Annotated in this window: 14 protein-coding genes and 1 tRNA gene; 6 read left to right on the top strand and 9 right to left on the bottom strand. The window is 36.1% G+C overall.

Features of this window, described 5'->3' with window-relative positions; genetic code table 11:
* Positions 1-61: 61 nt before the first annotated feature.
* Positions 62-1,015: a sensor histidine kinase gene (locus tag HS1_RS07655; protein ID WP_066063214.1), complete on the bottom strand. Its 954-nt coding sequence runs from the start codon at positions 1,013-1,015 to the stop codon at positions 62-64.
* Between the two features lie 44 nt (positions 1,016-1,059).
* Entirely contained in the window at positions 1,060-1,704 is a 645-nt protein-coding gene (locus HS1_RS07650) for a response regulator transcription factor (RefSeq protein WP_066063210.1), read from the bottom strand.
* 69 nt (positions 1,705-1,773) lie between these two features.
* On the opposite strand from HS1_RS07650, the gene HS1_RS07645 reads away from it, so the two are divergent.
* Positions 1,774-1,850: transfer RNA gene (locus tag HS1_RS07645), tRNA-Pro, on the top strand.
* Between the two features lie 31 nt (positions 1,851-1,881).
* Here HS1_RS07645 and HS1_RS07640 read toward each other — a convergent pair.
* Both HS1_RS07640 and HS1_RS07635 read right to left on the bottom strand, forming a co-directional pair.
* Positions 1,882-2,433, bottom strand: a complete 552-nt coding sequence (locus HS1_RS07640; protein ID WP_066063207.1) for an HDIG domain-containing metalloprotein — start codon at positions 2,431-2,433, stop codon at positions 1,882-1,884.
* A gap of 27 nt (positions 2,434-2,460) precedes the next feature.
* Positions 2,461-2,919: a YbhB/YbcL family Raf kinase inhibitor-like protein gene (locus HS1_RS07635; RefSeq protein WP_066063204.1), complete on the bottom strand. Its 459-nt coding sequence runs from the start codon at positions 2,917-2,919 to the stop codon at positions 2,461-2,463.
* A gap of 114 nt (positions 2,920-3,033) precedes the next feature.
* Here HS1_RS07635 and HS1_RS13160 point away from each other — a divergent pair, with 114 nt between their 5' ends.
* The 3 genes from HS1_RS13160 to HS1_RS07625 all read left to right on the top strand — a co-directional run bounded on the left by HS1_RS13160 (position 3,034) and on the right by HS1_RS07625 (position 5,323).
* Positions 3,034-3,183, top strand: a complete 150-nt coding sequence (locus HS1_RS13160) for a hypothetical protein (RefSeq protein WP_156469421.1) — start codon at positions 3,034-3,036, stop codon at positions 3,181-3,183.
* An 88-nt stretch (positions 3,184-3,271) separates the two neighbouring features.
* Positions 3,272-3,997, top strand: a complete 726-nt coding sequence (locus HS1_RS07630) for an SIR2 family NAD-dependent protein deacylase (RefSeq protein ID WP_066063201.1) — start codon at positions 3,272-3,274, stop codon at positions 3,995-3,997.
* A 3-nt stretch (positions 3,998-4,000) separates the two neighbouring features.
* Positions 4,001-5,323: an amidohydrolase gene (locus HS1_RS07625; RefSeq protein WP_066063197.1), complete on the top strand. Its 1,323-nt coding sequence runs from the start codon at positions 4,001-4,003 to the stop codon at positions 5,321-5,323.
* On the opposite strand, the gene glgP is transcribed toward HS1_RS07625, so the two are convergent.
* From glgP to HS1_RS07600, 5 genes are all read right to left on the bottom strand, one after another.
* Entirely contained in the window at positions 5,306-7,864 is a 2,559-nt protein-coding gene (gene glgP, locus HS1_RS07620; RefSeq protein WP_156469420.1) for an alpha-glucan family phosphorylase, read from the bottom strand. The genes HS1_RS07625 and glgP overlap by 18 nt on opposite strands.
* Before the next feature lie 10 nt (positions 7,865-7,874).
* The gene (cysS, locus tag HS1_RS07615) at positions 7,875-9,311 is read right to left on the bottom strand and encodes a cysteine--tRNA ligase (RefSeq protein ID WP_066063191.1); all 1,437 of its coding nucleotides are present in this window, start codon (positions 9,309-9,311) and stop codon (positions 7,875-7,877) included.
* 79 nt (positions 9,312-9,390) lie between these two features.
* Entirely contained in the window at positions 9,391-10,098 is a 708-nt protein-coding gene (locus HS1_RS07610; RefSeq protein ID WP_066063188.1) for a tetratricopeptide repeat protein, read from the bottom strand.
* A gap of 31 nt (positions 10,099-10,129) precedes the next feature.
* Positions 10,130-11,455, bottom strand: a complete 1,326-nt coding sequence (locus tag HS1_RS07605) for a BREX system ATP-binding domain-containing protein (RefSeq protein ID WP_066063185.1) — start codon at positions 11,453-11,455, stop codon at positions 10,130-10,132.
* Complete coding sequence (locus HS1_RS07600; RefSeq protein WP_082757711.1) at positions 11,452-12,705, bottom strand: BREX system ATP-binding domain-containing protein; 1,254 nt, start codon at positions 12,703-12,705, stop codon at positions 11,452-11,454. Before HS1_RS07600 ends, HS1_RS07605 begins: the two co-directional genes overlap by 4 nt.
* A 72-nt stretch (positions 12,706-12,777) precedes the next feature.
* On the opposite strand from HS1_RS07600, the gene HS1_RS07595 reads away from it, so the two are divergent.
* Complete coding sequence (locus tag HS1_RS07595) at positions 12,778-13,923, top strand: glycosyltransferase family 4 protein (protein WP_066063182.1); 1,146 nt, start codon at positions 12,778-12,780, stop codon at positions 13,921-13,923.
* Entirely contained in the window at positions 13,920-15,014 is a 1,095-nt protein-coding gene (locus tag HS1_RS07590; protein ID WP_066063179.1) for a glycosyltransferase, read from the top strand. The genes HS1_RS07595 and HS1_RS07590 overlap by 4 nt, the downstream gene beginning before the upstream one ends.
* Positions 15,015-15,017: the final 3 nt, after the last annotated feature.

Raw genomic sequence — 15,017 nt, 5'->3', positions numbered from 1 at the left:
AACTTCCATAATAAGCATTTTTATTACCACCTTAATTGTTCTGAAAAATAGCGGCAACAGGTTAGAGGCAAAATAACCTGATTTGCTTGGTTTTCAACGGGAGACTAAAATTTACTATAAAGTATCCATTTTCTTCTCTATGGTTGAATCCTATTTTGTGCTTTTGAGTAAGTTGACGTACTAAAGCAAGACCAATTCCGCTTCCTTTTGGTATGAGAGGATCAATATCGTTTTTAATAAAGCATGAAACAAAATTGTTTTCTTTTTTAAGCTGGATAGAAATTTCTCTTTTTGCATATTTAACAGCATTTTCAATGATTAAGTAAAAAATCATTTCTATATCAGTTTTACATCCAGTCATAATCACATCTATCACATCTGAATTTAATTTTTTGTCTTTTAGTGCATCTTCAAATTCAACCAAGATAGATTCTATAATAAATTTTAAATTAATCTTTTCGTCTTCTCTGGAACCAGCTTTAAAATTTTTAATAATATTTAAAGTATGATTAAATTCCTTTTCAATAAACATATAGCCCTTTTCTAATCTATTTAAAGCAGCAGAGCTGGGAGTTTCTTTAAGGATTTCTATATTTAATCGTTGAGTTGCCAAAAAATTACCCAGTTTATGGGAAAGGGTAAGGAGAATCATTTCCAAAAAAACCCTATTTTCTTCCCTCTCTTTCAGATGTATCCATAAAATTTTATAAAACAGAAAAGTGAGGGATAATACTAAGGCTGTTTCCCACAGAAAAAGATTAGTGGCAAGGTCCTTAACTTCCTTATAACCAGGACCCCAATCTAGATAGACAAATTTTCCATTCAGAGTCTGGGGAAGGAGCTCTAACTCTTTGTCTAAAAGAGGTTTTTTTGAAACCTTGATATAAGAAGGCAAATTATAATTTTTTTGGTATCGAGCCATTTTCAATTCTATTTCTGCTCTCTGATAGTAATTTTCCTTTAAAGAAAACCTATAGAAGGAAATAGCTATGACATTGAGAATAGAAATACCCACTGAAATTAAGAGGAAAAAAACTAATAAGGTCTTATACTCAAATTTTATTTTAATCGATATCCCCTACCCTTATAAGTTTCTAGGGTATTTTCTGGTAATATCTTTCTTAATTCTTTTACATATGTTCGGATAATCTCTTCGCCTACTGGTTGATCTCCCCAAATATAGTTTAAAATTTGTGTCTTACTTACTATCTTGCCTTGGTGCTTAATAAAAAGGGACAGAAGTTGCCACGCTTTAGGAGAAAGTTTGATTTCCTTATCTTCTTGATATATGGTTTCTTTTTCTAAATCTATTTTTAAATTCTCTATAGAAATAACTTGTTCTCTGTGTTCCCTTCGGGTTAAGGCCTTAAGTCTTAATAATAATTCTTTAGGTGAAAAAGGTTTAACCAAATAATCATCAGCACCCCTTTCAAAACAGATTTCTTTGCTTCTCAATTCCTTTTTAGCAGTGAGGATTAAAATTGGAGTGTTTATTCCCTTTGTCCTGAGTTTTTTTAAAATATCTTCTCCCTTTTGATATTTAAGAATAAGGTCCAAAATAATAACATCAAAACTTTGGGTGAGGAAAACAACCTCCACCTCTCGGTCATCACTAAGCCATTTTACTTGAATACCATTTATTTCTAAATATTCCTTAAGACTTTCTCCTAAACCAAGATCGTCTTCGATAAGAAGGACCTTCATTTTTGGAAGGAATATAGCAAACCCCAAATACCTTGTCAAATATTCAAAAATCAGATAAAAATAAATTATCGGGACGTAGCTCAGCCTGGAAGAGCACAGCGTTCGGGACGCTGGGGTCGCAGGTTCAAATCCTGTCGTCCCGACCATGTTTTTAAAGGTATTTCTGTATCCTAAAAATCAAAGTCCCAATTCACCCGCGATATTTTGCATGGCCTTAAGAGCAATATCTACAAATTCTTCAAGTGAAAGGCCAAATTCAGAACAGGTGTTAATCTGTTCTCTATTAGCTCCGGCAGCGAATCCTCTTTCTTTAAATCTTCTAAGCACAAACTCGCTATCTATCTTAGATAGTCTCTTTTCTGGAATTATCAGTGCACAAGCAACAATAAGACCCGTCAGGGGATCTACGGCATAAAGTGCCTTATCTAAATTACTATTTCTTAACAAATTATGTATGGGATTGTGTGCTTTTACTGCATAAACCACTTCTTGGGGTAAGCCCATCTCTTCCAATATTTCTGCTCCTCGTAAACCATGCCTTTCAGGCTGGTTTTTTGTTTCCTCATAATCAATATCGTGTAAAAGACCAGCTAGCATCCAGCTTTCTTTATTTTCTCCAAGTCTTTCTGCCAAAGCCGCCATTACTGCCTCAGTAGCCAGCATGTGTTTTATAAGATTTTTATTCTTCACCCGTTTTTTCAATTCAGAAAAAGCCGTTTTTCTGTCCATTTTAAGAGTCTTAATTCATTCTTTATTTTATCTTTTATATTTCCCCATAAGTTGACCCTGCGCCAATATACATTCCTTCATAGCCGCTAACAGCTCATCTTTGGTCGCTCCGGGTTCAAGGGTAAGTTTTTTATTTAAGGCATATAATTTAAAGTAATATCTATGAGTACCTCCAGGTGGACATGGACCACCATAGCCAATTTTACCAAAGTCATTCTTACCTTGCTTTATTCCATTCTCTAATATTTTTTTAGGAGGTATCCCTTCAGGGAATTCGGTAATATGAGGGGGAATGTCAAATATCACCCAGTGCACCCATGTTCCCATGGGAGCATCTGGGTCATCACAAATGAGAGCCAGGCTTTGTGTTCCTTCTGGTACAGTTCCCCATGATAGAGGAGGAGATATATCTTTCCCATCGCAGGTATATTTCTTGGGTATCATACCACCTTCCTTAAATGCTGTGCTTTCAAGTTTTATTTCCATAATTTTCCCCTTATTACCTAATCGTTAGCTAATTGAAAAATTCAATTTGTAGCATCCACGCATCAATGTTAAAGCTATAATATGTCAATCAACTTAGTTTTGTCAACCTGCCCTATGGGATACAAAAATCCTTATTTAGAAAAACTTCCTGATACCAAAAAAGGTAAGCTCCTCAAAACCGTAATAACTTTAAAAGAAAATCCACCCACCTGCCGTCGGGCAGGCCCGCCTGCCGTTGGGCAGGGTAGACAGGGATGCTTTTAAAGATTAACGCCTAAATTCTGGGGAATATTCAAGATAAGGGTCTCTATTGTATCATTGCAAATTTAATAAAATATAATAAATTTTGCTTATGATTAAAAAAGCAAGAGAAGCTATCTTACATTGTCGTCGTTTGAGGGTGCTCACCGGAGCAGGCATTTCAGCGGAAAGTGGGGTGCCTACTTTTAGGGGAGCAAATGGGTTATGGGGTAAATATAATGTGATGGAGTTAGCCACTCCAGAAGCGTTTCAGCGCAATCCCGAGCTGGTGTGGAAATTTTATAATTGGAGACGAGAAGTTATAGCTAAAGTTAAACCTAATCCTGCTCATAAAGCCTTGGTAGATTTAGAAAAAATTATCCCTGATTTTTTACTCATTACCCAAAATGTAGATGGTCTTCACCAGCAGGCAGGAAATAAAAACATGGTGGAGTTACATGGAAACATCTGGTGGGTGAAATGCACCACCTGTGAGTATTTGGCCCAAGATAGGAGTATACCATTACCTTCTCTACCTACCTGTCCTAAATGTAGCAGCTTATTACGTCCAAACGTGGTTTGGTTTGGGGAGGCTTTAGACCCAGAGGTATTAGATAAAGCCATTGAAGCTATAGAAAATACTGAGGTTCTATTAGTAATAGGCACTTCGGCCGTAGTTCAACCTGCCGCTTCTCTTATCTGGCTAGCTAAAGAAAAGGGGGCCTTGATTATAGAGATAAATATAGAAAAAACTGAGGCATCAGAAATAGCAGACATCACGCTTCTAGGAAAAGCAGGAGAAGTTCTACCTCAGTTGGTAAAAAGCTTTAGAGAATAAACAATGGATACGCTCATTTATGATGGTATTATTGTAACTTTGGATGAAAGAGATACCTGGTATAATCCTGGCTATGTTTTTATTAAGGGTAATAAAATCAGAGAAGTAAATAGTGGACAGCCACCAAAAGAGCTGTTTTCTCAAGCAAAAAAGGTAATTAAGGCCTCAAATAAATTAGTTATGCCAGGCCTAATTAACAACCATACTCATGCTGCGATGAGTCTTTTTCGGGGCTTGGCTGATGATTTACCATTAGATAAATGGTTAGATACTTATATTTTTCCTATAGAAAAGGCATTTGTTAATGAAGAATTTACCTATTGGGGTACACTTTTAGCAGGCTGGGAGATGATAAGAAGTGGCACTACCTGTTTTGCTGATGGCTATTTTTGTGAGGATGGAGCAGTGAAGGCCTGTTTAGATTTAGGTATAAGGGCTATTTTGGCTCAAGGGATAATAGACTTTCCCGCTCCTAGTGTGCTTGACCCTAAAAAGAACATCTTGCATGCAGAGCAATTTTTAAAAAAATGGCAAAGTGTTTCAGAATTAATTATCCCTGCAGTTTTTGCCCATGCCCCTTATACCTGTTCTGATAAAACCCTTAAGTTTGCTAAGAAGCTGGCTGATGATTACCAGACTTTTTTCTTTATCCATGTAGCTGAGACAAAATGGGAAGTGGAAGAAATTAAAAAAATACATGGCTTCACACCTCTAACTTATCTTTACCATTTGGGCATCTTAGACCAAAAGACTATTATAGTTCATGCCAACTGGCTTACTAGAGAAGAAGTAAATATTATTAGAGATACAGGAGTAAAGGTAGTTCACTGTCCTGAAAGCAATCTAAAATTGGCTAGTGGACTTTCACCAGTACCTGAATTACTTGATAAAAATATTTTAGTAGCTTTGGGTACCGATGGATGTGCCAGTAACAATAATTTAGATTTATTTCAAGAGATGAATACTTGTGCCAAGATACATAAAGGGTTTTCACTTGACCCTACTATTATGCCTGCTAAAACTGTTTTAAAAATGGCCACTGTTTATCCTGCTCAAATGTTCTCTTTAAATATAGGAGTGCTTAAAAAAGGGAATTTTGCTGATCTAATTATTATAAATTTTAAACAACCCCATCTTTTTCCATTTTATAATCCTTATTCACACCTAGTTTATGCAGTGCATGGAACAGATATAGAGACAGTGATTATAAACGGCAAAATTATTATGGAGGATAAAAAACTATTGGGTATTAATTCCCCAAAAATCAAAACAAATATTTATAATTTGGCAAATAAAATTAAATTGCACTTATCCCCAAATCACTAAAAATCCAAGGATATAATAAGAAGGAACCAGGTAAGGGTGATAGGGGGTGATCTTTATTTTGTATCCAAATCTTCCTGTGTCTTGGCAACGAAAACTACCTTCAAATCGATAAACACCTTTCCTTTCTTGTAATACAGGCTTCATGGGAATGGTTTTTCTTTTTCTCAATTCTCCTGAGATGGAAAGCTGGCCATAATATATCTCTACCTTTACTTCTTCAGGAGAAATTTCCCCTAAATGAATTAAGGCCGTAATTTTTAGTTCTTCCCCCATAGGGATTTCTATACTATCAACAGGCTCAATACTAATTATAGAAACCTTTTCCCAGTTAGTCATAATTTTGGTCTTCCATTGAGATAACGCCTTTGCTCCTTTCATATTTTCTTGAACCAAGTTTTGCCAGTAGTGAAGAGCAGGAATATAAAAATCAGTGGTATACTCTTCTAACATGCGATGGGCATTAAATCGGGGACATAGAGAATACATAGAAATCTTTAACTTTTTAATCCATCCATGAGGCAAACCATTAGGCCCTCGATCGTAAAATAAAGGGATAATTTCATGTTCTAGTAAATTATAAAAAGAATTGCTTTCTACGTTGGCTTGATATTCAGGGTTATCATATTCATCACCAAAACCAATTAACCATCCTACTTCTGGATTATAGGCCTCTGCCCACCAACCATCTTCTGTGCTACAATGAAGAACGCCATTAGCTATGGCCTTCATTCCACTTGTCCCGCAAGCTTCGTTAGGTTTAAGTGGAGTATTAAGCCAGACATCAGCACCTTGAACAAAATATCTAGCTACCTCCAGGTCATAGTCTTCAATGAATACTAAACGACGTCTAAATTCTTTTTGTCTAGCCAATTCAATAATCTGTTTAATTAAGGCCTTAGCAGGTTTGTCCGCAGGATGAGCCTTACCAGCTACAATTATTTGAACAGGATGCTTATCATTATTCAAAATCCTGGCCAGCCTTTCTGGGTCTCTAAAAATCAGAGTAGGTCTTTTATAGTTGGTCATCCGGCGAGCCCAAACCAAGGTAAGGGCTTCAGGGTCAAGGATATCAGTTATTCTTCCAATTTCAGTTTGCGATACTCCTCCCCGTCTAAATTGATTTCGTAATCGTTCTCGACAAAAGGCTACCAACCTAGCTCTCCTACGCTCACAAACACTCCAAATTTCTTCATCCGGAATTTCTAATACCCTGGCCCAGACCCTTTCACTATCTGGGTCTTCAAACCAGTGGGGGCCTAGATAACGATTGTAAAGTTCTGACATATCATGAGAAACCCAAGAGGGCACATGAATTCCATTAGTAACATATTTTATAGGAACATCTTCTTCAGAGATTTTAGGCCAAAGTATATGCCACAATTTCTGTGAGACTTGCTGATGGAGTTTGCTCACCGCATTAATATGTCCTGAAAGTTTCATGGCTAAAATATTCATACAAAAGGGTTCATTATGGTCTGCGGGATTTTTCCTACCTAAGCCCAACAATACAGGTATAGAAATACCTAAACTGGGAGTATAATTACAAAAATACGCCTCTATTAACTGAGGGTCAAAAATATCTATACCAGCAGGGACAGAAGTATGACTGGTAAAAACATTACTAGCCATCACCGCCAAATGAGCAGCATCAAAAGAAATGTCAGTTTTTTCCCTTAATACCCTGATTCTTTCTAAACCTGCAAAGGCTGAATGTCCCTCATTCATATGATAAATAGTAGGTGAGATGCCAAAAGTGTGAAGAACTCTTACCCCACCGATGCCTAATAAGATTTCTTGACGCAGTCGTATTTCCCTATGAGCATCATATAAGCGAAATGTGGTATTTTGAATATCAGGTGGGTTTTGAGGAATGTTGGTATCTAATAAATAAAGCTTCACTCTACCAATGTCTACACGCCATATCTGGGCATATGCTTTCTGGTCTTTAAAATCTACGGAGATTAAAATAGGATTGCCATTTTTATCTTTTTCTAAGTGTAATGGCATATGATAAAAATCATTTTCAGGATAAACCTCTTTCTGTTCTCCATTGCTAGTAAGCCTTTGTCTAAAATAACCATGTTGATATAAAAGGCCTATACCTACCATAGGTATATTTAAATCACTAGCTGACTTAAGATGATCTCCTGCCAAGACACCAAGACCACCAGAATACATAGGTAGGCAATCAGTTAAACCAAATTCCGCAGAAAAGTAAGCTACCAAAAAATCTGTTTCTTTTTTAAAAAAAGGAGAAAAATGAGGACTTTCTATGTAATTTTTAAAATTCTCATAAACACGGTTCAAATAATCTAAAAAGGAATTATCTTTAGACAATTCTTGAATGCGTGCTCCACTGAGTTGAGATAATAAAAGCACTGGGTTATGATATGTTTCTTCCCAGAGATGACGGTCTATGCGGCGGAAAAGGGCGATTATCTCAGGATTCCAAGCAAAGCGAAGATTATAAGCAAGTTCTATTAAAGGTTTCAAATTTTTCGGAAGCCGCAAAGAAACAGTAAAAATATGGAAATTATCCATATCCTTTCTCCTAATCCCTTTTTTTTCTCCAAGTAGTTCCAACTGGAGTATCTTCTAAAATAATACCTGCAAGTCTCAATTTTTCCCGAATAGCATCGGCAGTAGCCCAATCTTTCATTTTTCTAGCCTCTGACCTTTTATCAATAAGTTTTTGTATTTCTTCTTTGGTCAAAGCTACTCCCTGGGTAAGAAAGGTTTCAGGTGAAGATTGATATAATCCCAAGACTTTTCCTAAAGTCTTTATTTTGGCAATAGCCCAGGCCAATAAGCTTTTTTCTGGTTTTTTTTCTTCTAGATAAACATTAATAGCCTTTATACCGCTAAATAAATACGCCAGAGCTAAGGCAGTATTAAAATCATCATCCATGGCCTCTTTAAATTTAGTCTCTATGCCTGTTAATTGGTGATATAAGGGTTTATCCTTTAACGCTTGTTCTTCAAACTCTACTTCTTTCCCTATCCTATCTTGAGCCCTTTTAAGGGTTAAATAAACTCTTTCTAGGGCGTTTGTAGTTTCTTTTAACGCTACATCAGAGAAGTCTATAGGGCTGCGATAATGATGACTTAAGAAAAAGAGCCTCAAGGCCTCAGGGTGAAATTTGGCTAATACTTCACGAATGGTAAAAAAATTTCCTAAAGATTTAGACATTTTTTCCTTATTTACCATCACAAAACCGTGATGAATCCAGTATTTAGCAAAAGGTTTTTCAGTAGCTGCCTCTGATTGAGCAATTTCATTTTCGTGATGGGGAAAAATGAGGTCCTGTCCTCCTCCGTGGATATCTAATGTCTCACCTAAATATTTCATACTCATGGCTGAGCACTCTAAATGCCATCCTGGTCTGCCCCTTCCCCAAGGACTTTCCCACCAAGGTTCATTGGGTTTAGCCTTTTTCCAAAGAACAAAGTCCAAAGGGTGACGTTTCTGAGGTGTTACTTCTACTCTTGCCCCGGCTAACATCTCATCCAAGCTTCTTCCGGAAAGCTTACCATATTGGTGAAACCTTTCTACACTGAAATACACATCTCCATTGGCAATATAGGCATAATTCTTTTGAAGCAATTTTTCAACTAAGGCAATCATTTCTGGAATGTGCTCTGTAGCTTTGGGTTCTATATCACCTTTAGCTACACCTAACGCCTCCATATCTTCATAAAATGCCTTAATAAAATATCGGGCAATTTCATGAGGAACTTTATGCTCTTTTTGGGCACGTTTGATAATTTTATCATCTATGTCGGTAAAGTTGCGGACAAAAGTAACATTATACGTTAAATAACGTAAATACTTAACAATAACATCAAAGACAACGGCTGAACGGGCGTGTCCTATGTGGCAATAATCATAGGCAGTAATACCACAAACATATATCTTCACCTTTCCTGGTTGTAGCGGAATAAACTCTTCTTTTCTCTTATTAAGAGTATTATAAATTCGCAATGCCATTTTCCTAACGCACAATTGTAGCGGTTAAAGTATGTTTGTCAAGAAAATAAGTGGCCGGAGAGTGTGCTTTTTTCTTATTCTACTTTTCCCTTCGGGCCGTATCCTGCTCCTCTTGGGAAGCAGGATAATTAATTTTTAATGCCTTTATTTTAAAATCTAGCCAGGGGGGATTAAGAGGACTTTCTTTTTTTAAGGCCAAATTATACATCTCTAATGCCTTAAAAGGTTCTTTCTCTTCTATTAAAAGACCTAAATTAATATAAGCCCAATTAGCTAAAGGATGGTCAGGGTAATTTTTAATGATATTTTTTAGTGCCTTCTCTACTTCTGAAGGCTTTTGTGAAATCCAATAATCGCAACCCAAGGCATGCCATACAAAAGGAGAAAAAATGTCTTTATCATTGCTTTTTTTAAGATAAGTTTGATACATAATAATCGCCTTCTCCCATTGCTCTCGCTCTTCATAAACAGTAGCTAACTGTAGACAAGCAAAATTACTTGCTGGACTATGTGTTTTTATCAATTGATTTAAGACTGTTTCTGCCTTATCCTGCTGTTTATTTTTTAAAAGATTTTCTGCTTTTGTATAAAGGATAAAGGAATGTTCCTTTCTTTTATGCCACCATGCCCGGCCTAAAAGAAAGATAGAGATTAAAACTACACAAACAGTGGTAATAGTAAGCACTTGTTTTAAATTTGCCTGAACATACTGAACAATGCGGTTAGGTAAAGAAATAAACTCATCCGGGGCAGTAATAGGTTTTCTCTTTTTAATTTTTACTACCATGATGGTTAAGTAACACAGTTCTTAAGAGGGGTCAAGACAATCCTCCAGCCAGGGTCTTTACCTCTCCTGCAGGGTAAAATCTCTTAAAATCCAGGCATTCTACCATGGCCTTGATAAAAATACGGGTAGAAATAGGGGCATATCCTTTAATAAAGGTAAAAATTTCCCTCTTTTCCCTAGCAGTTAGTCTGAGGCCGTAAACCTTACGATAAAGTTCTACAAAGCGATAAAAGAAATGTTCTAGATATTGAGGCTCTAATGGTTCTAGCTCAAGTATATAAATATTGTATTCATCCATCATTTCTTGGATAGAAAAATCAGGGGTGACAGCAAAGGCTACCTTTAAGTAAGTAGGTAATTGATAAATATAGGGGAGTTTACGATGACCAGAATAAACCAGGCTTGTGATTTCTCCTTGATAACAGTATTCTCTTTTAACAATCCTTTCTTCTAATAAATCTGGTTCATCGTTAGCTACCAAAATTAGCCCCCGTAAAAAATTCATTCCCCGCTGCCATTCATAACTATAACGATAAATACCAGTGCTCTCAGTTTCATCAAAAAGCAACACCAGACCAGCGGTATCCAGGTATTCCACCAAGGCCCGGCTTATACCTGAAAGTATATAGCTATAAATGTTGGCTGCGGTGGTATGATCATATAAACTGCCAAATTCATTAAATGTGCTTTCCAAACCTTCTATCCATTGCCACATAGGAGTAGTAACTTCTTTTCTCCTCAAGATATTAAAAAACGGACCTAAGATAAAGTGATCTTTGAGTGCCTTTTTTTGAGCTAAAATACTAAGAGTCTCTCGGAAATTGAGAAACCTTTCTCCTTGAGGCACACGGAATGTTTGCACTAATTCACGGTAAACTCGTTTAGGAAAGGCAAGGTGTGCACTCAAAGGTTCTATACTTACTCTAGCTACCGCATAATTCAATTCTTGTGCCTGATGATAAAGATATTCAATGAGATGTGTTTTTCCTGCACCATATTCTCCTTTAATGATTATGGCACCTGAAGTTTGGTCATGGAGCCAAGTTTTTATTTGAGCCAACTCTTTAGCCCTACCTACAGTCCAACTTTTTATCCAGTTCCCAGGCACAATACCTGCTCTAAAGGCCTCTATTACTTCCCGACCCCCTTTTATTAATTTTGGCCAATGGAAAGAAATAGGAAGAGGAGGTTTTTCTTTTTCTATCCTTTTAGGTGGTTCTAAAAATACAAGATAGCGTCTCTTGACCCATCGAGTGAGACCTGAGATAAAATGCACTAGGCATTCATAACCATGGTAGCGAGTATCTATGATTCTCCCTTCGCCTAAGGTAAAATGTTTAACCCTTATACCTTTCATCCACTACCTTCTTCTAATATTTGACAGATTTCACTTGTCTTATTGACTAGTAAAGGATTTTTTCGTAAGAGGTGAAAAACCTTAATTATTCCTTGCACGAACAATCTAATATAACCAATATCTCCAAACCGACGTTCATAGGCCTCTTGAGCTACAATCTTAATTACATTTTCTATCTGGGAAGGAAAACGCACTCCATAAGCAGTTTCAAAGATATACTTCAATTTATACCCAATTTCCTCTAATAAGGCGAGGGGGTCTCCTTTAGTATTTTCTAATTTAATTTTCACTCCTGAGGGATTAAAAAAATCAAATACAGAAGAAATTCTTTGTTTTAATGCCTCATAGATATGGGAAGGTCCTTCAAAAAAACGTTCATCAGGTAAGGCATAAAAAATCATTACATGTCTAAAGGAAGTATACATACAAGCATCAATGAGTTCTCTTAAATTTGAGAGGGTAAGTTCCCGTTGACGAGTGCTGAGACTAGGAATTTGCTCTGCCTCATCAAATAAGATTACTAAACCACTATAACCAATATTGCGCACCCATTGGACTAAAGAACGTAATATAGAAAAGGCATTACTTCTATCAATAGGAGATAAAATTCCCAGAGGACGGTAGATACCTTTATCATAACCTTCTACTTTGAGCCATTGCAAAACATGTTTAAAAGTCTTTTCATCCTCATCATGAAGAGCAAAAAAGGCAGTAGCTACAGCCTTAGCGAAATTAATGTTTTCAATATTTCTCTGAACAGATTCTAAATATTGTTCAATTTCCTTTTCTAATACCTCCCCTTTTAAACCTATATTTTTAAAAACATCCATTTGCTTTTCATACCAAGTGATTAAAAAGGCCTCAATGCCTTTTTCCACTCCCTTAAGTAACTCTTCAGGCTGGAGGGGATAAGTAAGGTTATTGACAATAGTCCTATAAACTGCTTCTAGACGGTGAAAAGGGCTTTCTTCTGGACTTAAAGCTACATAACTCACTACAAAATTTTCCTGCCAAGCCAGTTCCCGAATGCTATAGAGAAAATGGGTTTTTCCCCCTCCATAGGCACCAATGACAATCTTTACTACTGAGCCACCTTCTTCTTTAATATATGTTTTTAGATATTCTTCATGAATACACCGTAAATACTCATCTAATCCAGCAGTGAAAAATTGAAAACCATATTCTGGAGGAGTGCCATAAGCACCTACCGTTTCTATAATTCTTCTGGCAATACGTGAGTTTAATTGCATACCTTAAAATAACAAATTTAAAACAAATTTGAAAGGGTTTAAAGATTGTTTTATTCTGTGTATGATAGATTTATGTTTAATATAGTGGTTAATACCATACCTTTACTTTCTCCCTTGACAGGGGTGGGTGTTTATACTTATCAATTGTGTCGGTATTTCCCGAGGTTGGATAATACCTTTGATTATACCTTTTTTTATGGTTTTTTTACTAAAGAATTATTTGCTTATAATTCAGACAGTGTGTCTTTAAGAACATTCAATAAGTTGAAATTCTATTTGCGAAAAATCCCTTTTATGGGCTATGGATTGCGGAAGTTAAAGAGTTTATTAAGTCATGGTCATAAAAATTTTTTTGACCTTTATTTTGAACCCAATTTTATTCCTCTTCCTGGCATAAAAGCCAAACAAGTAATTGTCACTGTACATGATTTTTCCCTTTGTAAATATCCCCAGTGGCATCCTAAGGATAGAGTAAAGGACTTTGAAAAAAATTTTTGGCCTAATATAAAACGAGCTGATTTAATTGTCACTGTTTCTCAATACATCAAAAAAGAAGCCTTAAATTTTCTCTCCCTGCCAGCGGAAAAGATAAAGGTAATTTATAATGGTTATGATAGAGAGACTTTTAAACTTTATCCTTTTGCCATATTAAAACAATTTAAAACCAATTTTGCCTTACCAGAAAAATTTATTTTATTCATAGGTGCCCTTGAACCCAGAAAAAATTTACTTCGTCTGATAAAGGCCTATTTAAATTTACCTCTGGGCGTCAAAAAAGAGATAAAGCTGGTCATAGCAGGTGCTCCTGGATGGGAAAATAAAACTGTAAAAGAGATGATAAGAGGTCAAAAAGATATTTATTACTTGGGATATGTTGACCATCAAGGACTGGCCTATCTTTATAACCTAGCCACCCTTTTTATCTATCCTTCTTTATATGAAGGTTTTGGACTGCCTGCTTTAGAATCTATGGCTTGTGGTTGCCCAGTGATCACCTCTCAGCAAACTTCTTTGACAGAAGTTTGTGGTGATGCTGCCTTTTATGTAAATCCTTATGATATTGACAACATTACTAGAGGTATCTATAAAGTGCTAAATGATGTCTCTTTACAAGAAAATCTACGTGAGAAAGGCTTAGAAAGGGCTAAGGCATTTAGTTGGGAAAAAACAGCCCAGGAGTATTTAGAAATATTTCATAAGGTATTAGAAAATAAGTGAAAACTGCCCTTGTGCATGACTGGCTGTTAACCATTGGTGGTGCAGAAAAAACATTAGAAGCTATTTATCAAATCTATCCTGGTCCTATATTTACGCTTCTGGCAGATAAAAAAAAATTAGAGTTTTCTTCCCTAAAACAAGCTCCAATTTATACCTCTTTTTTACAAAAATTCCCATTGGTAAAAAAATGGTATCGGTATTATCTCCCCTTTTATCCCTTGGCTATAGAGGAATTTGATTTGAGAAATTATGATTTGGTCATTTCATCTTCACATGCCGTGGCCAAAGGGGTTATTACTCATGATAGCCAATTACATATTTGTTATTGTCATACCCCCATGCGTTATGCCTGGCACCTACATCATCAATATATGGAGTTATTGGAATTTAAAGGTTTGAAAAGGAAACTGGCTAATTTAATTTTTCACTATTTGAGGCTTTGGGATGTAAGTAGTGCCTTGCGTGTGGATTATTTTATTGCCAATTCTAAGGCTACGGCAGCGCGGATTAAAAAATATTATGGTAAAGAAGCTCATGTCATTTATCCTCCAGTGGATGTAGGTAATTTTAAGCCTTATACTAAAAAAGAGGATTTTTATATTACTATCTCTAGATTAGTTCCTTATAAAAGAGTGGCCTTAATTGTTCAAGCCTTTGCTGAAATACCAGAAAGAAGATTAGTAGTAATTGGTGAGGGACCAGAATATCACAAACTTTTAGGTATTGCTCCTACTAATGTAGAATTGTTGGGTTATCTTTCTCCTCAAGTAGTGAAAGATTATTTGCAAAAGGCCAAGGCATTTATTTTTGCTGCTGAGGAAGATTTTGGCGTGGTTATGGTGGAAGCATTAGCCTGTGGGACACCAGTGATTGCCTTTGCTAAAGGTGGGGCAAAAGAGATTGTGAAGGAATCAGAGACAGGCATTTTATTTCCTGAACAAAGTGTAACTAGTCTAAAAGAAGCCATAAGACATTTTGAAAAAAACCAAGACCGGTTTGATATAACAACTCTTAGAAAAAAGGCTGAGAGCTTTGACATATCATGTTTTCAAAAAAAATTTAAAGATTTTGTTGAAAATAAAATATCCTAATTT

The organism is Candidatus Desulfofervidus auxilii (genome assembly GCF_001577525.1).
Taxonomy (GTDB): Bacteria; Desulfobacterota; Desulfofervidia; order Desulfofervidales; family Desulfofervidaceae; genus Desulfofervidus; species Desulfofervidus auxilii.
Note: the sequence above shows the minus strand (reverse complement) of the source record. Positions and strands in the feature narration are given on the sequence as shown.

What these genes read in the sequence shown, in the direction of transcription:
- HS1_RS07650 (WP_066063210.1), bottom strand. Translation starts at nt 1,704, where the DNA reads ATGAAGGTCCTTCTTATCGAAGACGATCTTGGTTTAGGAGAAAGTCTT.
- HS1_RS07635 (WP_066063204.1), bottom strand. Translation starts at nt 2,919, where the DNA reads ATGGAAATAAAACTTGAAAGCACAGCATTTAAGGAAGGTGGTATGATA.
- HS1_RS07625 (WP_066063197.1), top strand. Translation starts at nt 4,001, where the DNA reads ATGGATACGCTCATTTATGATGGTATTATTGTAACTTTGGATGAAAGA.
- HS1_RS07610 (WP_066063188.1), bottom strand. Translation starts at nt 10,098, where the DNA reads ATGGTAGTAAAAATTAAAAAGAGAAAACCTATTACTGCCCCGGATGAG.
- HS1_RS07630 (WP_066063201.1), top strand. Translation starts at nt 3,272, where the DNA reads ATGATTAAAAAAGCAAGAGAAGCTATCTTACATTGTCGTCGTTTGAGG.
- HS1_RS13160 (WP_156469421.1), top strand. Translation starts at nt 3,034, where the DNA reads ATGGGATACAAAAATCCTTATTTAGAAAAACTTCCTGATACCAAAAAA.
- HS1_RS07605 (WP_066063185.1), bottom strand. Translation starts at nt 11,455, where the DNA reads ATGAAAGGTATAAGGGTTAAACATTTTACCTTAGGCGAAGGGAGAATC.
- cysS (WP_066063191.1), bottom strand. Translation starts at nt 9,311, where the DNA reads ATGGCATTGCGAATTTATAATACTCTTAATAAGAGAAAAGAAGAGTTT.
- HS1_RS07600 (WP_082757711.1), bottom strand. Translation starts at nt 12,705, where the DNA reads ATGCAATTAAACTCACGTATTGCCAGAAGAATTATAGAAACGGTAGGT.
- HS1_RS07640 (WP_066063207.1), bottom strand. Translation starts at nt 2,433, where the DNA reads ATGGACAGAAAAACGGCTTTTTCTGAATTGAAAAAACGGGTGAAGAAT.
- HS1_RS07595 (WP_066063182.1), top strand. Translation starts at nt 12,778, where the DNA reads ATGTTTAATATAGTGGTTAATACCATACCTTTACTTTCTCCCTTGACA.
- glgP (WP_156469420.1), bottom strand. Translation starts at nt 7,864, where the DNA reads ATGGATAATTTCCATATTTTTACTGTTTCTTTGCGGCTTCCGAAAAAT.